Origin of the sequence: Streptomyces viridochromogenes (genome assembly GCF_001270495.1) — a bacterium.
Lineage (GTDB): Bacteria > Actinomycetota > Actinomycetes > Streptomycetales > Streptomycetaceae > Streptomyces > Streptomyces viridochromogenes_A.
The window spans coordinates 1-22,517 of the sequence record NZ_LGUR01000259.1 but is presented as its reverse complement, the minus strand read 5'-3'; the positions used below and the strand labels follow the sequence as shown (position 1 = coordinate 22,517).

At 70.4% G+C, this 22,517-nt stretch carries 21 protein-coding genes; 8 read left to right on the top strand and 13 right to left on the bottom strand.

From position 1 onward, the window contains the following. The first annotated feature begins 33 nt into the window (after positions 1-33). On the top strand, positions 34-990 hold the full coding sequence (locus tag ADK36_RS42745) for an ABC transporter substrate-binding protein (RefSeq protein WP_048586518.1): 957 nt from the start codon (positions 34-36) through the stop codon (positions 988-990). A 69-nt stretch (positions 991-1,059) separates the two neighbouring features. Here the strand turns inward: ADK36_RS42745 and ADK36_RS42740 are convergent, their stop codons facing one another. The 9 genes from ADK36_RS42740 to ADK36_RS42700 all read right to left on the bottom strand — a co-directional run bounded on the left by ADK36_RS42740 (position 1,060) and on the right by ADK36_RS42700 (position 10,003). Then, positions 1,060-2,439: a glycoside hydrolase family 43 protein gene (locus ADK36_RS42740; protein ID WP_053201459.1), complete on the bottom strand. Its 1,380-nt coding sequence runs from the start codon at positions 2,437-2,439 to the stop codon at positions 1,060-1,062. 164 nt (positions 2,440-2,603) lie between these two features. Beyond that, positions 2,604-3,191, bottom strand: a complete 588-nt coding sequence (locus ADK36_RS42735; protein WP_048586516.1) for a GTP-binding protein — start codon at positions 3,189-3,191, stop codon at positions 2,604-2,606. Beyond that, positions 3,178-3,558 (bottom strand): DUF742 domain-containing protein, encoded by a 381-nt coding sequence (locus ADK36_RS42730; RefSeq protein WP_425315360.1) that lies wholly within the window; start codon positions 3,556-3,558, stop codon positions 3,178-3,180. The genes ADK36_RS42735 and ADK36_RS42730 overlap by 14 nt, the downstream gene beginning before the upstream one ends. Beyond that, a complete protein-coding gene (locus ADK36_RS42725; RefSeq protein ID WP_048586515.1) occupies positions 3,539-3,958 on the bottom strand; it encodes a roadblock/LC7 domain-containing protein in 420 nt (139 codons plus the stop codon). Before ADK36_RS42725 ends, ADK36_RS42730 begins: the two co-directional genes overlap by 20 nt. Before the next feature lie 11 nt (positions 3,959-3,969). Continuing rightward, positions 3,970-6,363 (bottom strand): sensor histidine kinase, encoded by a 2,394-nt coding sequence (locus ADK36_RS42720; RefSeq protein WP_048586514.1) that lies wholly within the window; start codon positions 6,361-6,363, stop codon positions 3,970-3,972. Between the two features lie 240 nt (positions 6,364-6,603). Further along, positions 6,604-7,599 carry a substrate-binding domain-containing protein gene (locus ADK36_RS42715; protein WP_048586513.1) on the bottom strand — a complete coding sequence of 332 codons (996 nt, stop codon included), beginning with the start codon at positions 7,597-7,599 and terminating at the stop codon, positions 6,604-6,606. A 253-nt stretch (positions 7,600-7,852) separates the two neighbouring features. Next, positions 7,853-8,656, bottom strand: a complete 804-nt coding sequence (locus tag ADK36_RS42710; RefSeq protein ID WP_053201456.1) for an SAM-dependent methyltransferase — start codon at positions 8,654-8,656, stop codon at positions 7,853-7,855. 196 nt (positions 8,657-8,852) lie between these two features. Then, positions 8,853-9,293, bottom strand: a complete 441-nt coding sequence (locus ADK36_RS42705) for a DUF6114 domain-containing protein (protein ID WP_107086968.1) — start codon at positions 9,291-9,293, stop codon at positions 8,853-8,855. Next, the gene (locus ADK36_RS42700) at positions 9,293-10,003 is read right to left on the bottom strand and encodes a DUF6230 family protein (RefSeq protein ID WP_048586510.1); all 711 of its coding nucleotides are present in this window, start codon (positions 10,001-10,003) and stop codon (positions 9,293-9,295) included. Before ADK36_RS42700 ends, ADK36_RS42705 begins: the two co-directional genes overlap by 1 nt. A gap of 653 nt (positions 10,004-10,656) precedes the next feature. On the opposite strand from ADK36_RS42700, the gene ADK36_RS42695 reads away from it, so the two are divergent. Continuing rightward, a complete protein-coding gene (locus tag ADK36_RS42695; RefSeq protein WP_048586509.1) occupies positions 10,657-11,310 on the top strand; it encodes a hypothetical protein in 654 nt (217 codons plus the stop codon). An 18-nt stretch (positions 11,311-11,328) separates the two neighbouring features. Here the strand turns inward: ADK36_RS42695 and ADK36_RS42690 are convergent, their stop codons facing one another. Further along, complete coding sequence (locus tag ADK36_RS42690; protein ID WP_053201471.1) at positions 11,329-12,303, bottom strand: lytic polysaccharide monooxygenase auxiliary activity family 9 protein; 975 nt, start codon at positions 12,301-12,303, stop codon at positions 11,329-11,331. Positions 12,304-12,716: 413 nt separating this feature from the next. On the opposite strand from ADK36_RS42690, the gene ADK36_RS42685 reads away from it, so the two are divergent. After that, positions 12,717-14,528, top strand: coding sequence for a S8 family peptidase (locus ADK36_RS42685; protein WP_048586508.1), 1,812 nt, complete (start codon positions 12,717-12,719; stop codon positions 14,526-14,528). 170 nt (positions 14,529-14,698) lie between these two features. Here the strand turns inward: ADK36_RS42685 and ADK36_RS42680 are convergent, their stop codons facing one another. Beyond that, on the bottom strand, positions 14,699-15,376 hold the full coding sequence (locus ADK36_RS42680; RefSeq protein WP_053201452.1) for a ScbR family autoregulator-binding transcription factor: 678 nt from the start codon (positions 15,374-15,376) through the stop codon (positions 14,699-14,701). A 180-nt stretch (positions 15,377-15,556) separates the two neighbouring features. On the opposite strand from ADK36_RS42680, the gene ADK36_RS42675 reads away from it, so the two are divergent. The 3 genes from ADK36_RS42675 to ADK36_RS42665 all read left to right on the top strand — a co-directional run bounded on the left by ADK36_RS42675 (position 15,557) and on the right by ADK36_RS42665 (position 18,432). Then, positions 15,557-16,498, top strand: a complete 942-nt coding sequence (locus tag ADK36_RS42675; protein WP_078942832.1) for a ScbA/BarX family gamma-butyrolactone biosynthesis protein — start codon at positions 15,557-15,559, stop codon at positions 16,496-16,498. 67 nt (positions 16,499-16,565) lie between these two features. After that, the gene (locus ADK36_RS42670) at positions 16,566-17,213 is read left to right on the top strand and encodes a ScbR family autoregulator-binding transcription factor (protein ID WP_048586506.1); all 648 of its coding nucleotides are present in this window, start codon (positions 16,566-16,568) and stop codon (positions 17,211-17,213) included. A 31-nt stretch (positions 17,214-17,244) separates the two neighbouring features. Beyond that, on the top strand, positions 17,245-18,432 hold the full coding sequence (locus ADK36_RS42665) for a damage-control phosphatase ARMT1 family protein (protein ID WP_053201450.1): 1,188 nt from the start codon (positions 17,245-17,247) through the stop codon (positions 18,430-18,432). Between the two features lie 27 nt (positions 18,433-18,459). Here the strand turns inward: ADK36_RS42665 and ADK36_RS42660 are convergent, their stop codons facing one another. Beyond that, the gene (locus ADK36_RS42660; protein ID WP_048586504.1) at positions 18,460-19,722 is read right to left on the bottom strand and encodes a cytochrome P450; all 1,263 of its coding nucleotides are present in this window, start codon (positions 19,720-19,722) and stop codon (positions 18,460-18,462) included. Then, complete coding sequence (locus tag ADK36_RS42655; RefSeq protein ID WP_053201448.1) at positions 19,719-20,582, bottom strand: alpha/beta fold hydrolase; 864 nt, start codon at positions 20,580-20,582, stop codon at positions 19,719-19,721. The genes ADK36_RS42660 and ADK36_RS42655 overlap by 4 nt, the downstream gene beginning before the upstream one ends. Positions 20,583-20,807: 225 nt before the next feature. On the opposite strand from ADK36_RS42655, the gene ADK36_RS42650 reads away from it, so the two are divergent. After that, positions 20,808-21,728: an ABC transporter substrate-binding protein gene (locus ADK36_RS42650; RefSeq protein ID WP_048586502.1), complete on the top strand. Its 921-nt coding sequence runs from the start codon at positions 20,808-20,810 to the stop codon at positions 21,726-21,728. Positions 21,729-21,737: 9 nt separating this feature from the next. Continuing rightward, on the top strand, positions 21,738-22,517 hold a 780-nt coding region (locus tag ADK36_RS42645; RefSeq protein ID WP_063784891.1), incomplete at its 3' end, for an ABC transporter permease.

The following is a 22,517-nucleotide window of genomic DNA, read 5'->3' as shown; positions in this document are numbered from 1 at the left end:
CTCTCCCAACCCCCTGAATCCGGAACGGGAATCGTGACTTTCACCGCCGTACGCAGCAGGTCCCTCAGGAACCATCCCGGCGCGGCCGCCGTCGCGCTCGCCGCCACGGCGGCGCTGCTGGCGGGATGTTCCTCCTCCGACGACAAGTCCGACCCTCTCGCCGGGGACCAGCCGAGCGGCGACACCGTCGTCGTCGGTTCGAACAACTTCGCCGAGAGCATCCTGCTCGCCGACATCTACGGCGAGGCCCTCAAGGCCAAGGGCGTCAAGGTCACTTACAAGCCCAACATCGGCAGCCGCGAGACGACCTACGGCCTGCTGAAGAACGGCTCCATCACGGTGCTGCCGGAGTACAACGGCTCACTGCTCGCCTACCTCGACCCGAAGGCGGAGCAGAAGTCGGCCGACGCCGTGAACACCGCGGTGAAGGGCAAGCTGGACGCCAAGCTGACGCTGCTGGAGTCCTCGCCGGCCGAGGACAAGGACTCCGTCAGCGTCAACGCCGAGACGGCGAAGAAGTACAAGCTGACCGCCGAGTCCAGCCTCGCGGACCTCAAGGACATCGCCCCGGACCTGGTGATCGGCGGCTCGCCGGAGTTCCAGACCCGCCAGCAGGGCCTGAAGGGCCTGGAGTCGGAGTACGGCCTGGAGTTCAAGTCCTTCAAGGCGCTGGACGCGGGCGGTCCGCTGACCCAGGCGGCGCTGACGAAGAACACCGTGCAGGCCGCGGACATCTTCACCACGGACCCGACCATCACCAAGGAGGGCTTCGTCGTCCTGAAGGACCCGAAGAACCTCTTCGGCTTCGCCAACGTGACCCCGCTGGTCTACAAGAGCGGCCTCTCCCAGGAGGGCGTCGACGCGCTCAACGCGGTCTCGGCCAAGCTGGACACCAAGACGCTCCTCGACCTGGACTCCCAGGTGCAGCTGGAGAACAAGGACCCGCTGGACGTGGCCAAGACCTGGCTGAAGTCGGCCGGTCTGGCCTGACCTCCGGCGGACTCGGCAGTTCTCGCGGGGTTGTGACGGTCTCTCGTCACAACCCCGCTGTGCTGTCGCTCAGTAGCCGACGTGGAAGGTGGCGTCCTGGCGTTCGGTGGCCGTGGAGACCGGGTCGATGCGCAGGGCGTAGTCCGCGTGCCGGATGTAGCGCGTCGGGTTGTTGTACGAGCGGAACGACGCCCAGGAGGCGTCGGCGAGCCCGGCCGTCCGGTAGAAGGTCGCGTCCCCGGCGTACGTCGACGTGCCGTCGTTCTCGTCGAGGCGCAGGGCGTAGTTGTAGTGCCGCAGGTAGCGGGTCGGGTAGTTGACCGACTGGAAGGACACGCCGGACGCGTCCGCGAGGCCCGGCACCAGCTTCCACTGGGAGTCGGGGAACGGGTCGAAGGGGTACGCGTCTATGCGTGCGGCGAAGCCGCTGTGCCGGACGTAACGCGCCGGGTAGTTGTACGACTTGAGCCGGTTCCAGGCGGGAGCGCCCCACTTGGCGATCAGGTTGCTGTACTCGGCGGACGTGATCGGGTGGATGCCGCAGTGCTTGGAGTTCAGCGGCTGGGTGTAGAGCTTCTGGTCCAGCGCCGACCAGGTGCCGGAGGCCAGATTGCTCGTCTGCCAGACGTAGAAGACGCCGTTGGGCGTGTACGTGTCTCCCCAGAGGTACCACGTGTTGCTCGTCAGGGACTTGACCACCGTGGGGGCCTCGGTGCCCCCGTGGTTCACCGCCGTGCTGAACGGGGTGAAGCTGCCGGGGTTCAGGCTCGTCGAGCGGGCGCCGACCAGGGTGCCCGCGCGCTTGAAGTAGAGGTAGTTGACGCCGTTCACGCCGATGGTGAGGTTGCCGTCGATGACGTCGTAGCCGGGGTCGAAGAAGACCTGGGGGCTGGTCGTCGTACGGAAGTCGGTCGTGTAGCTGACCATGATGACGTTGTGGCCGCTGCTGTTCACCGACGAGTAGAGGATGCCGTACTGGCCGCGTGAGGCGTCCCAGAACGCCTCCGGCGCCCAGCTGTGCGTGGTGGTCATGTCGTGCAGCTTCAGCAGCCGGTAGCCGGTGAAGGTGCGCAGGTCGGCGGAGTCCCAGACGTGGATGTAGACGCTGTTGCGGGTCCAGTCCGTACCGCTCAGGTCGGTCGCCAGCACCACGAACGTGCCGTCCTGCTTGCGCAGCAGGAACGGGTCGCGCAGACCGCCGGCGCCGAGGGTGGGGCGGGCCACGGGCGCGTTCTGGTTGAGCGGCGTCCACCGCAGACCGTCGGTGCTGACGGCCAGATGGAGGTTGTAGTCCGCCTCCAGCATGGTGTTGGACTCGGTGAAGTAGACCATCGCGTACGCCGAGTCGGCGGCGTGGGCGGTCCCCGCGCCGAGGGTGAGGGCACCGGTCGCGGCGAGCGGGACGGTGGCGGCCATGCCGAGGAAGTGTCTGCGGGAGGGGTGCGTCATGCGGCTCTCCAGGGGGGGGTGCGGGGGGCTTGCGCTGTAGCTCACTTGTCGATATCTCGAACAAGGTTCGGTTAATCGACCAGAAAGTAGGAGAGAGTTGAGGGCACGTCAATCACATGGTCACCCTTGGCGGATTCCCGCCACCGGGAAGCGACCCCTGCTGCTCAGTCCGCTTCCCGGGCGTCCGCGATCAACTGGTCGATCAGGGCGATCAGTACGTCGCGGCTCGACTCGCGCTCTCGGGCGTCGCACAGCAACACCCGTACGTGCTCCGGGAGGGCCAGCGCCTCCCTGATCTCCTCGGCCGGGTAGGGATGGGCGCCGTAGAAGCCGTTGACGCCGACGACGAAGGGGATGCCCCGGCGCTCGAAGAAGTCGATCGCAGCGAAGCTGGACTCCGGCCGGCGGACGTCGACCAGGACGACGGCCCCGAGCGCGCCGATCGCGAGGTCGTTCCACATGAACCAGAACCGCTGCTGGCCGGGCGTACCGAACAGATACAGCACCAGCTCCCGGCTGATGGTGATCCGGCCGAAGTCCAGGGCCACGGTGGTGGCCCGCTTCTCCTCGATGCCGTTGAGGTCGTCGATGCCCAGCCCCGCGGCGGTCAGGGACTCCTCGGTGCGCAGCGGGGCGATCTCGCTGACCGACCCGACCATGGTGGTCTTGCCGACGCCGAAGCCGCCGGCGATGAGTATCTTGACCGTGTCGGGAGGCGCGACCGCCTCCAGGGTGGAGTCAGAGCCGACCAAGGCCGTCCCTCACTTTCTGCAGCAGGTCCAGGTCCGGGATGCGGGGGGTGACGGGGTGCGGCGGGTGCACGGTGATCAGACCCGCCTCCAGCAGATCGCAGAGCATGATGGCGACCACGCTCACCGGAAGGTCGAGGTGGGCCGCCAGCTCCGCCACCGCGATCGGCCGGGCGCAGTACCGCAGGATCCGCGTCTGCTCCGGCTGCGGACGCGGCGCCCGCTCCGGCGGCGGATCCACCGCCGTCACCGTGGTGATCAGGGTGAAGTCGGTGCGGCTGGGCCGGGTGCGGCCGCCGGTCAGGGTGAAGGGACGTACCAGCCGGCCCGCCGAATCGTCTCCGGCCACCTCACGCGCCAGGGCCGACATGGGCCCGCGGTGCCGCCGACAGATGCTCGCCGATCTTCTTCACCAGCATGTTCATCTGGTACGCCACCACACCGACGTCCGCGCCCTGGTTGGTGAGGACGACGAGATGGGCGCCGGGCCCTGCCGAGGTGAGGATCAGATAGCTGTTGGCCATCTCGATCAGCGCCTGCCGCACCGGCCCGCCTCTGAAGTCCAGGCTGACGCCCTTGCTGAGGCTCATCAGCCCGGACGCCGTCGCCGCCAGCCGCTCGGCGTCGTCGCGCAGGAACCCGGTGGACTTGCTCACCACGAGACCGTCCTCGGAGAGCACGACGGCGTGGTTGACGTCGGCGACCCGCTCCACGAGTCCGGTGAGCAACTGATCGAGCTGGGTGTCCGTGGCGGGGGTGGGGCGTGTCATGGCGTTGTCCTTCATGAACGGTCGGCGGGCGGAGTGGAGGACGTGGCGTTGGGGGCGGAACGGGCCGAGCCGGCCGTGGGCGGCTCCTCTCGGTCGCCGTCGTCACGCGCCCCCCGAGTGGCCGGGACCCGCTGGTCCTCGGCCTTGGGCGCGTTCGGAGCCTCGTGGTCGTTCTCGTCGCGGGCCTGGAGCGTCCCCCGCTGGAAGCAGGCGAGGGAGGAGGCGGCGCGTTCGGCGGTGAAGTCGTCGGTGCATCCGTCCTCTTCGGTGGACGGGGCCTCCTCACGTAGTTCGGCGGCCAGGCTGGTCTGCGGCACGCGCCGGGGGAGCGGGGTCAGGCCACCGGGGCGCGCTGGGGGTGCGGGGGCCGGGGCGGGCGCGGTACGGGCCGCGACGACCGGACGGGACTCCCGTACGGGCTCCTCCGGCTCGGCGGCTCCGGCGTGCTCCACCTCGTCCCGGTCCGGCGCGGGCACGTCCCGCACCACGATGTCGTGCGGGATCAGCACGATCGCCGTCGTGCCGCCGTACGGCGACGAGCGCAGGGTGACGGCGATGCCGTGCCGCTGGGCGAGCCGGGCGATCACGAACATGCCGAGGCGCAGGTCGTCGGCGAGCGCCACCACGTCGAACTGCGGGGGCTCGGCCAACTGGGCGTTGAACGAGGCGTAGTCCTCCTCGGACAGCCCGAGGCCACGGTCCTCGACCTCCACCGCCAGCCCCTTGGCCACCATCGCGGCCCGCACCCCGACCGGCGCGGGCGCGGGGGAGTACAGGGTGGCGTTCTCGATCAGCTCGGCCAGCAGATGGATGACGTCCGCCACGGCGGGCGGCGCGAGATGCACCTCCTCCTCGGTGTGCACCTCCACCCGCTGGTACTCGGCGACCTCGCCGACGGCACTGCGCAGGATGTCGATCAGCGCGACCGGCTCGCTCCAGCTGCGGCCGGGCCGCTCGCCGCTGATGATGACGAGGTTCTCCTCGTAGCGGCGCAACTGGCTGGCGGTGGAGTCGAGTTCGTACAGGCCCTTGAGGACCTCGGGGTCCTGGTGCGCGCGCTCCAGCGCGTCCAGCTTGGTGAGCTGGAGGTTGACCAGGTTCTGGCTCTGCCGGGCGATGCCCAGGATGACCTTCTGGAAGCCGCGCCGGGTGTCGGCGAGTTCGACGGCGGTGTGCACGGCGGTGCGCTGGGCGGTGTTGAACGCCTTGGCGACCTGCCCGAGTTCGTCGTGGCCGTAGTCCAGCGGCGGGGTCGCCAGCTCCACGTCGACCTTCTCGCCACGGTCCAGCCGTGCCACCACGTCGGGCAGCCGCTCCTGCGCGAGGCTCAGGGTGGCCTCGCGCAGGCCGCGCAGCCGCCGGGACAGCGAGCGGGTGATCCGCCAGGACATCCAGACGCACAGCAGCAGGGCGACCAGCCCGCCCGCGCTCAGCGACGCGGCCTTGATCAGCAGGCCGCGCGCGTTCTCGGCACTGCGTTGCAGCAGGGCGGTCGTCTGCTGCCGGATCAGCACCTCGTACTCGTCGGAGACCTTGATCAGCGCGGCCCGCCACTCCTTCTGCGCGTCGGGAACGGTGATGTCGCCCTCGGCACCCGCCGCCGCCCGGGCCGCGAGCACCCGGTCCTCGACGGTCTCCAGCGTCCGCCACTGCGGGCTCGCCAGGATCCGCTCGGTCTCCGCCTTCGCGTTCCCGGTGAGCGAGGGGAGGATCTGGTCCTGGACGAGCCAGCGGCGCGTGTTCACCAGCTCGGCGTACTCGGTCCAGGTCTTCTCGCTCATCCTCTTCGACGGCGAGGCCAGCGTCAGCAGCGCGTCCTCCCGGGACATCAGCTCGGCCGCGTGCTCCAGCGAGACGAGCGGACCGGCCTGCGAGGTCAGGTCGCCGTCGTCGACCTGGGAGAGCTCCTGGAAGGCGTGGATCTGGTCGTCGATGACCGACGTGTACTGGCCCAGCGCCTGCACGGCGGGGATGTCGGTGGGGTTGTCCACCTGCCCCCGGTAGTACTCCAGGCTGCTCACGGACGCGACGACCGAGTACAGCCGGTCCTTGATCCGGGCGGGCGCCTGCTGGATCTCCTCCGACTGGGCCAGGAGCTTGGCCACCGCCTTGTCGGTCTTGCCGCGCTGCGCGTCCAGGGCGGTGCGGGCCTCCTCCTGACGCGTGGCCAGCCATACGGCCGAGTAGCTGCGCTCCCGCTGCAACGCGAGCGTGGCATCGGTGCCCATGGCCCCGGTCGACTTGCTCAGCCCGGTCTGCGACCGCAGCCGCAGGCCCTCCGAGAACATCTGGATCGTCGTCACGCTCCAGACGGCGGCGAGCGTGACGCTGGGTACCAGCGCCAGGAGGATCAGCGAGAGACGGATGGAGCCGAGGCGGCGCCGGGGACCTGTCCGTGGAGACATTGTCGTCCTAGGGCGATCAGCGGAGGGCGGAGGGGGGCAGCGCGGAAGCGGAAGCGGGGGCGGTGGCGGACTGGGGAGGGGAACAGGGGAGCAGAAGACGGAAGCGGAAGGGGGACGAGCGCCAGGGGTGGCGGCGTGTCCGGCATGTCACAGGGGGTGCGCAGGATGCTATCCGCACTAGTGAGCGTACGCGTCACGCGTGACCGAATCTTTGGCGACACCGTCGGGAGAACTGTCCGGTCAGCGGGTTCCGTTGGCGGCGAACTCCGCGACCGAGGCGACGTTGGCCTTGGTGACGAACGCCGGCCCGGTGAGGACGGGAGCCTCGCCGCCGCCCAGGGTGTTGCCGTTGGTCCGGTAGAGCCAGAGGGAGTCCACCGCGAGGTAGCCCTGGAGATACGGCTGCTGGTCCACCGCGAACTGCACGTCGCCGTCCTGGACCGCCTGGGCCAGTTCCTTGTTGAGATCGAAGGTCGCGATGCGGGCCTTGCTGTTCGCCTCCTGGGCCGACTTCACCGCGGCCAGCGCGAACTGGGCCCCGTTGGTGACGACTTCGTCGATGCTCGGGTCCTGGGAGAGCCGCGTCGCGACCGCGTCGGTCACCGCGTCCATGTCGCTGCCGTCCACGTAGAGGTTCTCGGTGTCGCCGCGGAACGTCTTCTTCACACCCGCACAGCGGGCCTCCAGGGCGACGTTGCCGCGCTCGTGGATGACGCACAGTGCGTGCTTGACCTTGAGCTCGTCCAGCTTGTCGCCGACGGCGCGGCCCGCGACGCTCTCGTCCTCGCCGAAGTAGCCGAGGAGACCCGCGGACTGCCATTCGTCCATACCGGAGTTCAGGCCCACCACCGGTATGCCCGCCGACCGCGCCTCGGCGACCGGACCGGCCATCGCCGTCGGCTTGGCCAGGGTCACCGCGATGCCGTCGACTCTCTGCCGGATCGCGTCCCGCATCAACCGGGCCTGGCCCGTGGGCTCGGAGTCGCTCGCGTAGGTCAGGTCGATGTCGTCCTTGGCGGCGGCCGCCTGGGCGCCCTTCTGCACCAGCTCCCAGAAGGCGTCTCCCTCGCCTCCGTGGGTGATGAGGGCGACCTTGAGTCGGGGGGTGCCCGCCGCGTCCGTGTCCGACGCGTCGTCGGTCGCGCCGAGGGCGGAGCAGCCGGCCAGCAGCAGACAGGCGGCGGCCGTGCCGACCGCGACGCGAGTGAGAACGGAGGAGGGGGGTGGGGTCTTCATGAGGGTGCGGCACCTCGCTGTGCGGCCGAGCCGGAGGAACGAACGAGAGCGCGGCCGGACCCGAACGGGGAGGTCCCCGGCCTGGTGAACTCTCGCTGGGGCGGAGCCAATCGCGTGTGACCACCGGTAGTCAAGTGTGCAACCACACGGTGTGAGTCGTTGCTGCCACATCGTGATGAGCCGCTGGCGGGAGGGCGGGCCGACGGTCGCCCCGCCCCAACCGGTTGCGCTAGCAAACGTCCTCGACGCGGTCTCAACCCGGTTTGCGCGCGACAGCACCGTACATCGCGATGTCCTCGTCCCGGATCGCCTCGGTGCCCGTGCCGTCCGGACGCCATTTGTGGACCTGGACGATGCCCGGCTCGACGAGGTCCAGACCGGTGAAGAACTCCTCGGCCTCGGAGCGGGTGCGCAGCCGCATCGGCATGCCCCGGGCCGCGTACTCCCGGGCGACCCTGCCGACCTCGTCCGGCGCGAACTCGGCGGTGCCGATGGACATCGCAAGGTAGCTGCCCGCCGGCAGCGGTTCGAGCAGCCGCCGCACGATCCCCACGGCGTCGTGCTCGTCCAGCATGAAGTGCACGATCGCGATGACGGCCAGCGCGACCGGTTCCCCGAGATCGAGGGTCTCCCGGAACGCCGGGGAGTCGAGAACGGCCGCGGGCTCGCGCATGTCGGCCTCTACGTACGCCGTCCTGCCCTGCGCAGTACCGGACAACCGCCCCTGGCTCAGCGCGAGTACGAGCGGATCGTTGTCGACGTACACCACCCGTGCCCCGGGCGCGACCGACTGGGCGATCTCGTGAATGTTGGGCGAGGTGGGAATCCCGGAACCGACGTCCAGGAACTGCCGTATCCCCGCCTCTTCGGCGAGATAGCACACGGCACGATTCATGAAGTCCCGGTTGGCCCGCATGTGAACGGGCAGGGCAGGCCATTCACGAGCCATGGCATCGCCGGCTTCCCGGTCGGCCGGGTAGTGGTCCTTGCCGCCGAGGATGTAGTCGTAGATACGGGCGGAGTGCGCGGTCTCGGTGTCAACGGGGTCGGCGGACATGAGGCCTCCGGGACGTGGGCGACGGGCCGGCGTCAGTCTGTCAACCGGCCGGGAGCACTGGGAAGTTGGACGGTCGCTTGGCAGCAGACGGCCGGCATCCCCGCCTGAGGGGCGCGGGGAACCGCGCGACCAGCCCCACGCAACCCGCAGCCGCCAACCTCCCCCCGGCCCTCATGGCGCTCCGGCGGAACCCGGTTCAGGCGGGCTCCCCGGCCTCCTGGCCGACCGTCGCGGCAACCCCCTTCTCCCGCCGCCACCGGCGCTTTTGCACCCGAGGCTCTTGATCAGGAAGCCACCCGAACGCCAGACAACTTCCCACGACCCCGAGAAGCAGCCCCACAAAGAACCCGCCCAGATTCGACGTGAGCCAGGTCCCCAGCGCCACCAACACCCCGGTGATCGAATAGAAAAGCCGCTGCGCGGGATTGAAAAGGATCAGCAGACCGAGCAACACCATCAGCGCCGGCAGCAGATACCCGGCCAGCCCCTGCATACCGACATGAAGGACGACCTTCATGGACGCCTTCATCGTCAGCAATATCTCCGCCCCGCCCAGCGCGAGCAACACACCGCCCCAGAACGGCCGGCCGGCCCGCCAACGACGGAAGGCCGACCGGGGATCCGTACGCGTACTCATCAGCAACCCGTGCTGCTGAAACGGAGTTTCAGGCCAGGAAGCTTGAAGACGCCCGCGGTCGTCGCATAGTTGGTCTGCCGCAGGTTGGCGATGCGCACGGTGTCCGCCTGCTGGCTGAAGACGCCGATCGGCCCCTTCACCCCGGCCTTGGTCAACGTGCTGGCGTCGTTGCCGATCTCGATGTTGTTGAACGCGGCGTCACCCGACAGCTCGGTCGAGTCGGTGGTCAGATCGCTCGCGGACACCTTCTCCGCCCCGCTGCCCGCCGTGATGAGCAGGTTCGTGCCACCGAGATCGACGCTCTGGCACAGCTTCGTGAGCGTCGCGTTCTTGATCGCGGACGTGACGACCAGCACCTGGCCGCCGGTGTCCCCCGCGTTGGGGCTGCCCGGCGCCATCTCGTCGAGGCCGCCGAACTGCTCGAACCCGGTGCCGTTGAGCTCGGTCGCGGTGACGGTGAAGGGCATGCCGGAGATCGCGAACTGCACGCCCAGCGCGCCCTCGGCGGTGAGCACCGCGAGGGCGCCGGCGACCAGGGTGGCCGGTACCGCCATCACGGCGGCCCGGCGCGCCCGGACCCGCCCGCGTCTCGCGGGACCGCCGGCGGTTTCGGACCCTGTGGACTCTGCGGACCCCGCGGACACGGAACCGCTTACCGGGTTCTCGGGGGTGTTGTCGGCGGACGAGGTGACGTCCGAGGACGAGGCCATAACTGCTCCCAGGTGCATTAAGTGCGGGTAGGGCATCAGCGGCACGTTGTCCTGGCGCGGACAGCGCCCACGGCGCACGCCCCTCGCAACTCCCGGCGGGCGCAAGGGCTTTCTCGTACTCCGCAGTAGCCTGCCGGGAAGTTACCGGTGGTTACACAAGGGGGTCAAGGCAGTTGTGCAAAAGGAGTGTTGATTGTGTGCCGCTTGTGAGTCACGCGCCCCCGGGGGCCTCGAATAGTTCCGCGGGAACCATCAACTCCCTTGCCAACGCTTGACGTTGACTCACCCTCAGGTCTACAACTTGCCCTGGCTCCCCCCAGGATCCGTGGCGCCGGATCCGCCGCCGCGTGGCCTCTGCCCGCGTTCCCGGACCTGATGTCCTTCACATTCCGCGAGATCACTCCACGGCGCCGTCACGGTCACTTCCCCCCTCGGTCCGTGCCGGACGCCCCCCGCCCGGTCCGGCCGGAGCCCTCCCCAGGGTCTCCGGCCGGTCACCGGTCGGGCCGCCGTTGCCGGTCCGTGACGTACGGAGAAGGCGCCACGGACCGGCAACGGCACACATCGACTCGCGCACCCCCACCCCCCGAACCCCCTGAGCAGCGCAGCTGTCCTCAGGGCACACCCCGCAACGAAAGCCGAGGTACATCCCCATGCGCACCCGCACCCTCCTCACCCTCGCCGGCACCGTCGCAGCCCTCACCCTCCCGATGGCGGCCCCCTCGTCCGCGGCCGACGGCGCCGTTCTCACCACCGGCTCCGTCGGCGGTACGGCCGTCGCGGCCGGCGAGGTTCTCACCGCGCCGCTGGCGAGCGGCACCGCCGCCACGTTCTACTCCAGCGCGACCGGTACGAGCGGCATCTCCTGCAAGTCGTCGCAGTTCACGGCCACCGTGACGGACAACCCCGGCGCGCCCGGCACCGCCACGGAGTCGGTCTCCGCGCACACCTTCGACGCCGCCAGCTGCACCACCAATGTGGTCGGCGTACTCGGCGTCACCGGCATCACGGTCAACAACCTGCCGTACAGCGCCGCCGTGTCCTCCGACGGCACCGTCACCGTCACCCCGGCCGCGGGCTCCACCATCCAGACCACGGTCGTCCTGCGAACCCTGCTGGGCAGCATCAACTGCGTCTACCAGGCCCCCAGCCTGGCCGGCACGGCGAGCAACGCCGACAACAGCATCAACTTCACCAGCGCGCAGTTCACCAAGGTCTCCGGCTCGTCCCTCTGCTTCGCCAACGGCTACTTCACCGCCAAGTACGCCCCGGTGACCAGCAGCGGCGCGGCGGTGTACGTCAACTGACGGCTGGCACGCAGGAGTTCACCTCCTGCGCAGTCGCAGCGCCAGGGCGGCGCCCCCGGTGAGCACCAGCACCGCGGCGGCGCCGCCCGCCAGCAGCGGCGCCGACGGCCCCGAACCGGCGCCGCCGGTGGCGGCCACCGGCGTGCTGTCGGGCGCGGCGGAGTCAGGTGTGCGGCGGCTCCGGGCGTCGGCCGCGGCGGACGGCGTCGGTGAGTCGGTCCTGCGCGGCTCGGCCGCCGACGAGGAACCGGCGGGCGTACGGCCGTTGTCGCGGTCCGCGTTCGCGGCGGCGGAAGCCGTGCTCTCGCCGCCGCCGCCGCCGCTCGGCTCGGCGTCGCCGTCCCTGTCCCGGCCTGCCGGGAACACCACGTCCGAGCATGAGTAGTACGTGTCCGGCGTGCTGCTGTTCTGCCAGATCGTGTACAGCACATGGCGCCCGGTCCGGTCGGACGGCAGCGCCGCCCTGATCCGGTACGCCCCGTCCGTCAACGCCGGATCCTTCACCTCCGCGAACGGCTTCTCCGGGAGGTCGGCCCAGGCCAGCGGCTTCGCCGGGTCGTAGCCGGGCTTGGTGAGGTAGAGCTTGAAGGTGCCGGTGTGCGGGATCGTCGAGACGTATCGCATGGTCAGAGCGGAACCCGGAGTGAGCCGGGTCGACGGCCAGTCGGCGCGGGCCAGGTCGAGACCCCGGTAGGCGGGCAGTCCGCCGCTGCACAACTCCCCGTCGGGGACGACCTGCCGGTCCCTGCCGTTCACGTTCGCGATCCGAAGGTTGTCCCAGGCCGTGAAGGGCGCGTCGTTCGACGCGACCGCCGCCCGGCAGGCCGCCGACCGGGACGCGCTGCCGCCGTCGGGGGAGCAGGCGTACACCCGGCTGACCGGGTCCGTGGGCGCACCGTGCGCACGCGCGGGGCCCGCCGCCCACACCGTGAGCAGCAGTGGTGCGACGGCTGTGGCCGCCAGGGCGGTGCGGTGTGATCTCATCCAGGGCATCCGGGACATCCGGAACGTCTCCTCGGCCGACGCGGGAACGGTCCTCGTGCAGTACGGGAAACCGGCCCGGCGCGTTCACCGCGCGACGAGCCGGGCAAAGCCCGGCATTACCGGTCAACCGTCCAAGGCAGAGGGTGGGGTTCCGGCCGGATCGAGGGTTTCCCCTGTATCCCGATGACCTTTTCTTTGCCTATCGTTCGACCACAGCTGACCCACAGGCAACCCCGAACGGGTCGTAGCTCGCGCCAGGCCGGCCGCCGCGCGCCCCGCACGTCGCACTGCCCCACCTGCGTTCGTCGCATAGCCCCACCCCACCCGCCTTCTCGGCGTACCCCCCGCCGCTTCGAGGACGAAGCGAATCGACCGCCGCTCCGCGCTGCCCGGAGTACGGCCGGCCACGAAAGGGCACTCCCTTGCGTACCTCTGCGTCTCTCAGACGGAAGCTGATATCCGTCGCCGCGGTCTCCGCCGCGCTCTTCACGGCCACCACCACCTCGGTCGCCGTGGCCCAGGACTCCCCCACTCGGGAAGCCGCCGCCTCCGTCCCGGCGGACCGTACCGAGGCCGCCCCCGGCACCCCGGCCGAGCGCCTCATCGTCGGCTACAAGTCCGGCGCCGCCGAGGCCAAGTCGAACAAGGCCGCCGAGGCCGACGCCGCCGCCAAGGGCAAGGAGGCCGGCGAGGACGTCGACTTCCAGCGCCGCCTCGGCTCCGGCGCCGCCCTCGTCGACCTGGGCGAGAAGCTCACCAAGCGGGACGTCGCCGATGTCGTCGCCGAGTACCAGGCCGACCCGCAGGTCGCCTACGTCGTACCGGACCGGCTGAACAAGCCGCTGGCCACGCCCAACGACACCGAGTACAGCAAGCAGTGGGACCTGTTCGAGTCCACCGCGGGCATGAACGTGCCGGGTGCCTGGGACGTCGCCACCGGCAGCGGGGTGACCGTCGCCGTCATCGACACCGGTTACGTCTCCCACTCCGACCTCGGCGCCAACATCGTCGCGGGCTACGACTTCATCTCCGACGCCACGGTCGGCAACGACGGCAACGGCCGCGACAGCAACCCTGCCGACCCGGGCGACTGGACCGCCGCCAACGAGTGCCAGGCGGGCGACCCGGCCTTCGACTCCTCCTGGCACGGCACCCACGTCGCGGGCACCATCGCCGCCGTCACCAACAACAGCAAGGGCGTCGCGGGCATCGCGCACAGCGCGAAGGTCTCCCCGGTGCGTGTGCTCGGCAAGTGCGGCGGCTCCGACTCCGACATCATCGACGCCATCACCTGGGCGTCCGGCGGTACGGTCTCCGGCGTCCCGGCGAACACCAACGTCGCCAGGGTCATCAACATGAGCCTCGGCGGTGGCGGTGCCTGCACGGCCGCCACCCAGAGCGCCATCAACGCGGCCGTGAACCGTGGCACGACGGTCGTCGTCGCGGCGGGCAACAGCAACGCGAACGCCGCCAACTACTCCCCGGCCAGCTGCAACAACGTCATCAACGTGGCCGCCACCGACCGCCAGGGGAACCGCTCCTACTACTCCAACTTCGGATCGATCGTCGACATCGCCGCCCCGGGCGGCGAGACCAACTCGGTGACCTCCAGCGGCATCCTGTCCACGCTGAACTCCGGCACGAAGAGCCCGTCCACCGAGAGCTACGACTACTACCAGGGCACCAGCATGGCGGCCCCGCACGTCGCGGGCCTCGCCGCGCTGATGAAGTCGGCCAACGCGTCCCTGACCCCGGCGCAGATCGAGTCGGCGATCAAGTCCAACGCCCGTACGCTGCCCGGCACCTGCTCCGGTGGCTGCGGCGCGGGCCTCGCGGACGCGGCCAAGACGGCGCAGGCGGTGAGCGGCAGCTCCGGCGGCTCCACGGGGGGCACCACCTTCACCAGCACCACGGCCGTCGCCATCCCGGACAACGGCTCCGCGATCGAGTCCTCCATCGCGGTCAGCGGCCGCAGCGGCAACGCCCCGTCGGCCCTCCAGGTCGGCGTGGACATCACCCACACCTACCGCGGTGACCTGGTCATCGACCTGGTGGCGCCGGACGGCACGAGCTACCGCCTGAAGTCCAGCTCCTCGGACTCCGCGGACAACGTCAGCACCACCTACACGGTGAACGCCTCCAGCGAGACCGCCAACGGCACCTGGAAGCTGCGTGTCCAGGACACGGCGACCCAGGACACGGGCAGGCTCAACAGCTGGAAGCTGACCTTCTAGCCGACATGGTCGTCGGCCTCGCGGCCGACGACCGACCGCGCGCCCGTAACGGGCGCGCACCACAAACGGGCGGGCCGGCCGATGCGGATGGGGCATCGGCCGGCCCGTCGTGCGTTGCGAGCACCAACGGCTGGAACTGAAACCGTCGTTCCGGTCGGTGTCGCGCCCGCTCAGCGGCCGGGCACGTCGACGACCACCCGCCCGGTACCGGCCTCGTCGAGGGCGGCCAGCACACGCACCCCGCGGTCGGGCTCCCGGTCGATACAGGGCAGCAGGCCCGGTACCGCGATGCTCGGCAGGACATGCCCCCACAGGACCGAGATCCGCTCCGCCAGATCGGCCCGGTCGGTCAGCGCGCGGGACATCAACTGGATTCCCGCGAACGCCCCGACCAGCATCTCCACCGTCTGCCGCGGCACCACGGTGGGCAGCAACTCGCCCTGGTCACGTGCCCGTTCGAGGAGCCCGACCAGTAGGTCCGCCCACTGCCGGAACGGTCCGGAGTGGTCGACGCCGCGCGGAGCGCTCTGGTCCACCGCCAGCCGCACACTGCCCTTGAGCAGGGAGTTGCCGAGCAGCCGCTGCCCGAACACGAAGGTCATATCGACCAGTTCCTGCAGCTTGCACGGCTGCGGCGGCACCGCTCCGAACGGCGTCTGTTCGTCCAGCACGGCCTGGGCGAGGGATTCCTTGGAGGAGAAGTGGAAATACAGCGCGCCCTTCGTCACTTCCGCCCGCTCCAGGACCATCGAGATGGTCGTCGCGGTGTACCCGTGCTCGTCGAAGACCGCTCCGGCGGCCTCGAGAATCATCCTCCGCGTTCTGATGGCGCGCTCCTGCCTCGCCATAACAGCCCCTCCGCTGCGCCGAGTCGGCCTCTGCGCCGGGCGTGCGCCGGAGCGGTTCGGGCACTGCCGGGCGACCCAGGGCCGCATTGAAAACAAACCGGTCGCCTCGTACTCTAACGCTCGCGGCACGGGTACCTCGCCGTCTGTCAGCGCACATACGGGGGGACCCAAGGAGGGGACATGCCTTATCCGCGGCCACTCGCCACAACGCCGCTCGCCGAGCACCCGACGGTACCGGACGGCCTGACCGCCACCGTACCTCGCCAGCTCGTCCACCGCGCTTCGGTCGCGGAAACGTTTCTCACCGGCGCGGTCAGCACCGCCACAGACCAGTTCACCGTCTTCGCCGAGTGGCCGCGTGCTCATCAGTTACACGTGTCGCCGGACCGCTCGTCCTACGAACCCCTGCTCGTCACGGAAACCGTCCGCCAGGCCGGCACCCTCATCGCGCACACCGCCTACGAAGTGCCCCTGGGCCACCAGTTCGTGCTCCAGGAACTACGGATCACCACGCATCCCGAGCACCTGGTCATGGGCGCCGCACCCGCCGAACCCGTCCTCCACATCACGGTCCCCGAGGTCACCAGGCGCGGCGGCCGCCCGGCCGGATTCCGGTACGAGGCGGAGGTGCGCCTCGGCGAGGAGCGCGTCGCGACCGCGCACGTGGCCGCCACCTGGACCAGCGCGGCCGTCTACCGCCGACTGCGCGGCGGCCGCACCGCGGCCACCGTGTCCGCGCTGCCGGCCCCGCCCGGTCTGCCTCCCGCCGCGGTGGACCGCGCCCTGCCCGCGGATGTCGTCCTCGCCCCGTCCGGGCATCCCGACCGCTGGCAACTGCGGGTCGATACCGGCCATGCTGTTTTCTTCGACCACCCGCTCGACCATGCACCCGGCATGCTGCTCCTGGAGGCCGTCCGTCAGGCCGTGCGGGCCCGCACCCCGACCGCCCCCCGGACAGCGGCTTCGTTCCATGCCGTCTTCCATCAGTACGCGGAACTTGACCTGCCCCTTTGGATAGAGGCCGAGGCCCGGGCGGGAGCGCACGGCACCGACCTGCAAGTCGTGGGACGACAGGGGGAGTCGACGGTATTCGAGTGCGGGGTGGGTACGGAGGGGCACTGAGATATCGTGTGCGGGCAGCAAAAAACAAACGGCATGACCCGTTCTTTTCCGTCAGGAGAGTCAGCTGATGGCGAGGCAGTTACGCGCTGAACAGACCCGCACCACGATCCTCACAGCCGCCGCCGAACTGTTCGACCGTCACGGCTACGAATCGACCAGTCTCAGCGACATCGTCGAGCAGGCCCAAGTCACCAAGGGCGCCCTGTACTTCCACTTCGCGGCCAAGGAGGACCTCGCCCAGGCGATCATGGAGCTCCAGTCCCGGGCCTCCCGGCAGGTGGCGACCGAGATGGACGGCCGGGGCTACACCTCGCTGGAGGCCCTGATACGCACGACGTTCGGCATAGCGCGCCTGTCGGTCGAGGGCCCGATCCCCCGGGCCGGCCTGCGCCTGGCCACCGGGGGAGTGGTGATACGGCCGCCGTTGCGGCACCCCTACACCGAGCTGCTGGACATCACCACCCGCAAACTCCTCGGCGCCGCCAAGGAGTCCGACATCCACCCGGACATCGACGCCGAGGCCGCCGCCCACTCCCTCGTCTGCTTCTTCGTCGGCACCCGCGTCGTCGGCCGCTCCCTCGAACCCGTCGCCCGTCAGCCCCGCCGGGTGGCCGAGATGTGGCACATCATGATCCGCGGCCTCGTCCCGGTACCGCGCCGGGCCCGCTACCTCACGCTAGCGACACAGCTGGAGCGGGAGATCAGAGCCGTATGAGCCGTATGACACGAGCGGTACCGTGAGGCGCATGCCCGAGAGGTCCGACACCCCGCCCGCGCCCCTGCTCCTCGGGAACGAACCCGGCTCGTTCCCGCACAGCGTCCTCGCCGAACGGCATCCGGCGATCATCCGGCAGGTGCGGGAGTCCTTCCCGTACGGCCCCGAACAGCACCGGGCACTGGACGCGCTCCTCGTGCAGTGCACCAAGGGCGTGGTCGAACCGCTCCCCGCCGACGCGCACGACCGCGACCGCTGGACGGCCTGGGGCGCCGACGCCCACACCGGCCGGTCCTGGTTCGACGTACCGTGGCTGTGGTCGGAGAGCTACTTCTACCGCCAACTCCTCCAAGCCGTCGGCTACTTCGCCCCCGGACCCTGGCAGGGGATCGACCCCTTCCGCCCCTCCAAGACGGCGGAACTCGACGCCCCGGAGACCGACGAGGAACTGTCCGCCCTCGACTCCCTCGCGGACCTGCCCGACGACGAGCGGGACCGGGCGCTGCTGCACGGCTCCCTCTGGGGCAACCGAGCGGACCTCGGCTTCCGGCTGTCGGCCGCGCACGACGAGACCTCCTCGGACACCCCGCCCCTGGTGGCCGACGACAGTGCGACCCTCTGGTCGCTGCTCCCGCCCTCCGGCTCGGCCACCCTGTGCCTGATCGCCGACAACGCGGGCCGCGAACTCGTCCCCGACCTGCTCCTCATCGCCCACCTCCTCACCACGGGGCGGATCGGACGGGCGGTCCTGCACATCAAGGCGTATCCGTACTACGTCTCCGACGCCACGCACACCGACGTGCTCGACGCCCTGCGCCGGCTGACGTCGGCAGCGGGCGCGGCCGCGACCTACGGCCAGGCCCTCTGGTCCGCGATGACGGACGGCCGCCTCACGGTCCGCGCCCACCCCTTCTCCTGCGCCCCGCTGCCGTACGCCGACATGCCCGGCGACCTCCGTGCGGAGCTCGCCGCCGCCACCCTCACCGTCCTCAAGGGCGACCTCAACTACCGTCGCCTCGTCGGCGACCACCGCTGGCCGCCGACCACGTCGTTCGCCGAAGTCACCGCCTACTTCCCGGGCCCGGTCGCCGCCCTGCGCACCCTGAAGTCCGACGTGATCACCGGCCTGGACGCCGGTACGGAGGCGGCGCTGGTGGCGGCGGAGGGACAGCGGTGGCGGACGGGCGGAACGCACGCGCTGATCCAGGTGCGGAGATGACGACGGCGTCACGACAGTTCGTCCCGCTCAAGTGATCTGCACCGGCAGTGACTTGAGGCCGTTGATGAAGTTCGACACCAGTCGCCTCGGGGGCTCCGCCGTGCGCAGTTCCGGCAGGACCCGCAGGGCCTCCCGGTAGAGCACCCGCAGCTGGAGCCGCGCGAAGTGCGCGCCCAGGCAGACGTGCGGACCGTCGCCGAAGGAGACATGCGGGTTCGGGGTGCGGGACAGATCCAGCCGGTCCGGGTCGGTGAAGACGCGTTCGTCGCGGTTGGCGGAGGCGTGGAAGACGACCACCTTGTCGCCCGCGCGAATGCGCCGGCCGGCCAGCTCCGTGTCCTGTGCGGCGGTGCGGCGGAAGGTGAGGACCGGCGGGTGCCAGCGCAGCAACTCGTCGACGGCGGCGGGGAGTTCGACCTGACCGGCCCGTAGTCGCCGGTACGAATCCGGGTGCTCCGCCAGTGCCAGCAGCCCGCCCGGTGCCGCGCTGCGGACGGTGTCGTTGCCGGCGACCGTGAGCAGGAAGAAGAACATCTCCAGCTCGGGCCCCGCGAGTTCGGCGTCATGGGCGAGGGTGGTCATCACGTCGTCGTCGGGGAACCGCCGTTTGTGCGCGGCCAGTTGGCGGGCGTACCCGAACATGTCCCGCAGCATCGCGGGTGACCGGGGATTGACCGGTCTGCCGTGCGGGTCCAGCACCGGCGGGCCCGCCTCTTCGGGGTCCTGGTAGCCGATCACCCGCTGCGTCCAGTGCAGCAGCAGCTTGCGGTCCGCCTCCGGCACGCCGAGCAGGTCGGCCAGGTTGAGCAGGGCGTAGTCGTCGGTCACGGCGGTGACCAGGTCGACGGTGCCGTCCGTCGCGCGGGCCGTCTCCAGGGCCTGGGCGAGGAGCATGCGGGCCCGCCGCTCCGTGATCCTGGTGAACCGTTCGACACGGCCGGGAGTGAAGGCCCGGCTGACCAGCCGTCTCAGCCGGCCGTGCCCCGGCGGATCCTGGTTGAGCATCATGCGGCGGATGAACGGCAGGTCGTCCGGGTCGGGGTCCCGGATCTGGGTCGCGCCGATGTACGAGGAGAACGCCGCCGAGTCCCTGAGCACCCGCACCACGTCCGCATGCCGGGTCACCGCCCAGAACCCGGGCCCGGCCGGCCAGCCCAGCACCTCGTGCTCCTCCTGCCGGGCCACGGGGTGGTGGTCGCGCAGGACGCGATAGGAGTCGTAGGGCACGCCGGTGGCGTACTGGCGGGGGTCGAAGACGTCGGGGACGGGCGGCGCGTCGTGGACGGTCACGCCGGCTCGCCTCCGGCCGCGCGGTCCGAGCCGTCCGTGCCGTCCGCGCCGCTCATGCCGTCCACGCCGTCCGCGCCGCTCATGCCGTCCGTGCCGTCCGTGCGCAGGAAGTCCTCGACCACGCGGATCAGTTCCAGCGGGGTCTCGTCCATCGCGTAGTGGCCCGCGGAGGGGAGCTCATGCAACTCGGCTAGCGGAAACCAGGTCATCCAGGTCCGGCGGAGGAGGTCGGCGGACAGGGCCGGGTCGAGGGCGCCGGTCACGGCCAGCGCGGGGACCAGCGAGCCCTCGACCTGGGTGTGGAAGTCCTCCCCGGCCCAGGAGTCCAGCCAGGCGCGGAACGCCTTCTGGTCGCTGACCGCCAGCGAACGGGCGACCACACGGTCCAGCCAGGCGGCCGGTCGGCGGCCACCGGTGGTGATGTCGATGATGGCGCGCCGGTTCGCCGGCGTGTGCGCCGCGTCCGCGAACATCTCCCACTGCTCCGGCGGCAGCGCCAGCCCCGACGCGGGCACGGGCGAGACGCCGGCCAGCCTGCGCAGCCGGTGCGGGGCGACGGCGAGGAGGCGCTGCCCGACCGCGCCGCCCATCGAGTGCCCCACCACCGAGAACCGTTCCCAGCCGAGCCGGTCGGCCAGTTCCACCAGGTCGAGGGCCGCCTCGGTGGTCGTATACGCGCCGACGGCGCCCTTCGCGTCGCCGTAGCCGCGCAGATCGACGAGGGCGTAGGTGAACTCCGTACGGTCGAGGTCGGGGAGGACGCCCGCGTAGGCGGACCGATCGGCGAACCAGCCGTGCACGGCGAACACCTTGTGGGCGCCATCGCCGTGCAGCTCGTGGGGGAGCGTGAAGGAGGTCATGTGACCAAGGTGGCCCATATCGGTGAAGACCGACAGATTGACGCGTCAGGGTTGGTGTGCTGTCCGGCCGTCCACGCGGTCATGTGGTGATCATGACAAATTCTTGCTAGTCATGTCGTCATGGCGTTACGTCAATTGCGCGCGGGAACGACGGGAACGACAGGAACGACGGGGACGACGGGGACGACGGGAACGAGGGGAGTCGTTGCCGCCGCGGCCACCCTCATGCTCGTGGCGGTCTCGGCCTGCGGCGACGGCGGGGACTCCGCGTCCGGGGCCGGCGGGCGGGAGACCGTCAGAGTGGCCGCGCTGCCGTTGATCGACTGTGCCGCCCTCTATATCGCGCGGGACCGCGGCCTGTTCGAGAAGGAGGGCCTCGACGTCCGCATCCAGCAGATCCAGCAGAGCCTCCAGGCGCTGCCGGCCCTGGCCAAGGGCCAGATCGACATGGTCGCGAGCGCGAACTACGTCACCTATCTCCAGGCCCACGAGCAGGGCACCCTCGACATCCGGATCGTCGCCGAGGCGATCAGGGCCGCGCCCCGCATGATGGACGTCCTGGTGCCCGAGGACTCGGACATCAAGAGCGTCGCCGACCTCGCGGGCAAGAAGCTCGCGGTCAACGTCCTGAACAACGTCCAGTCGCTCACCTTCAACGAGATCCTGGAGAAACAGGGTGTGGACCGCCCCGTCTACCGGGCGATTCCCTTCCCGCAGATGGGCGCCGCCCTGGACAAGGGGCAGGTGGACGCCGTGCACGCGGTGGAGCCCTACGACAGCTCCATTCAGGACGAGTTGAAGGCCAGGGTCCTCGTCGACGGCTCGTCCGCGCCGGTGGAGTCCATTCCCCTGAGCGGCTACATCAGTACCAGTGACTACGCCGACGGAACCGGCAACGGAAAGACGCTGGCCGCCTTCCAGCGGGCCATCAAGGCGGCCGTACGGATCGCCGAGGAGGACCCGTCCGTCGTACGCGAGACCCTGCCGACGTACACCAAGGTCACCGAGCGGCAGGCCGAGTCGATCGATCTGCCCGTCTTCCCGCCCACCATGGACGCCGCGCAGCTCACGCGGCTCACCGACCTCATGGAGAAGCAGGGGATGCTGAAGAAGCCCATCGATCCGGCGACGCTGATGGTCAAGTGACGTGGTGACGTGAAGCGCGGCCGTCAGGAACGGCTTCTGCTGGGCGCCCTGGGTGTGCTGCTGGCCTTCGGCGCCTGCGAGGCCGTCTCCCGCGCGGGCCTGGTGCGACGCAGCTATCTCCCGCCCGCCTCCGAAGTCCTCACCCGTGCGGTGGAGTTGGCGGGTGACGCGGTCTTCCTGGACGGCATCGCCGCCACCCTGCGCGCCTGGGCGCTCGGGCTCGCGCTCGCCTGCGCCATCGCGGTGCCGCTCGGCCTCGTCCTCGGCAGCGTGCCGGTCGTCGACGCCGCCGTACGCGCGATCGTCGAGTTCCTGCGGCCGCTGCCGTCCGTCGCGCTGATCCCGCTGGTCTCCCTCCTCCTCGGCTCGGGCACCGAGACCAAGGTCGCGCTGGTGACGTACGCGTCCGTCTGGCCGATCCTCTTCAACACCGTCTACGGCCTCGGCGAGACCGACCCCCTGGCCAAGGACACCCTCCGCGCCTTCGGCTTCGGCCGTCTCGCCGTCCTCGTGCGTGTCGAACTGCCCGGCACAGCCCCCTTCATCGCCGCCGGCATCCGCATCTCGGCGGCGGTCGCCCTCATCCTGGCCGTCGCCACGGAGATCCTCTCCGGCTTCGGCGAAGGGCTCGGCATCTTCATCGCCCAGGCAGGGCTGGCCACGGACGGCACGCGGGACGTGCTGGCGGGGGTGGTGTGGGCGGGGGTGCTGGGGCTGCTCATCAACGGGGTGCTGGTGTGGGGGGAGCGGAGGTTGTTTCCGTGGACGCCGGAGCACAGGGGTGTGGGG

What these genes read in the sequence shown, in the direction of transcription:
- ADK36_RS42740 (WP_053201459.1), bottom strand. Translation starts at nt 2,439, where the DNA reads ATGACGCACCCCTCCCGCAGACACTTCCTCGGCATGGCCGCCACCGTC.
- ADK36_RS42730 (WP_425315360.1), bottom strand. Translation starts at nt 3,558, where the DNA reads ATGTCGGCCCTGGCGCGTGAGGTGGCCGGAGACGATTCGGCGGGCCGG.
- ADK36_RS42725 (WP_048586515.1), bottom strand. Translation starts at nt 3,958, where the DNA reads ATGACACGCCCCACCCCCGCCACGGACACCCAGCTCGATCAGTTGCTC.
- ADK36_RS42720 (WP_048586514.1), bottom strand. Translation starts at nt 6,363, where the DNA reads ATGTCTCCACGGACAGGTCCCCGGCGCCGCCTCGGCTCCATCCGTCTC.
- ADK36_RS42715 (WP_048586513.1), bottom strand. Translation starts at nt 7,599, where the DNA reads ATGAAGACCCCACCCCCCTCCTCCGTTCTCACTCGCGTCGCGGTCGGC.
- ADK36_RS42710 (WP_053201456.1), bottom strand. Translation starts at nt 8,656, where the DNA reads ATGTCCGCCGACCCCGTTGACACCGAGACCGCGCACTCCGCCCGTATC.
- ADK36_RS42705 (WP_107086968.1), bottom strand. Translation starts at nt 9,293, where the DNA reads ATGAGTACGCGTACGGATCCCCGGTCGGCCTTCCGTCGTTGGCGGGCC.
- ADK36_RS42700 (WP_048586510.1), bottom strand. Translation starts at nt 10,003, where the DNA reads ATGGCCTCGTCCTCGGACGTCACCTCGTCCGCCGACAACACCCCCGAG.
- ADK36_RS42695 (WP_048586509.1), top strand. Translation starts at nt 10,657, where the DNA reads ATGCGCACCCGCACCCTCCTCACCCTCGCCGGCACCGTCGCAGCCCTC.
- ADK36_RS42690 (WP_053201471.1), bottom strand. Translation starts at nt 12,303, where the DNA reads ATGCCCTGGATGAGATCACACCGCACCGCCCTGGCGGCCACAGCCGTC.
- ADK36_RS42680 (WP_053201452.1), bottom strand. Translation starts at nt 15,376, where the DNA reads ATGGCGAGGCAGGAGCGCGCCATCAGAACGCGGAGGATGATTCTCGAG.
- ADK36_RS42675 (WP_078942832.1), top strand. Translation starts at nt 15,557, where the DNA reads ATGCCTTATCCGCGGCCACTCGCCACAACGCCGCTCGCCGAGCACCCG.
- ADK36_RS42670 (WP_048586506.1), top strand. Translation starts at nt 16,566, where the DNA reads ATGGCGAGGCAGTTACGCGCTGAACAGACCCGCACCACGATCCTCACA.
- ADK36_RS42665 (WP_053201450.1), top strand. Translation starts at nt 17,245, where the DNA reads ATGCCCGAGAGGTCCGACACCCCGCCCGCGCCCCTGCTCCTCGGGAAC.
- ADK36_RS42655 (WP_053201448.1), bottom strand. Translation starts at nt 20,582, where the DNA reads ATGACCTCCTTCACGCTCCCCCACGAGCTGCACGGCGATGGCGCCCAC.
- ADK36_RS42650 (WP_048586502.1), top strand. Translation starts at nt 20,808, where the DNA reads ATGCTCGTGGCGGTCTCGGCCTGCGGCGACGGCGGGGACTCCGCGTCC.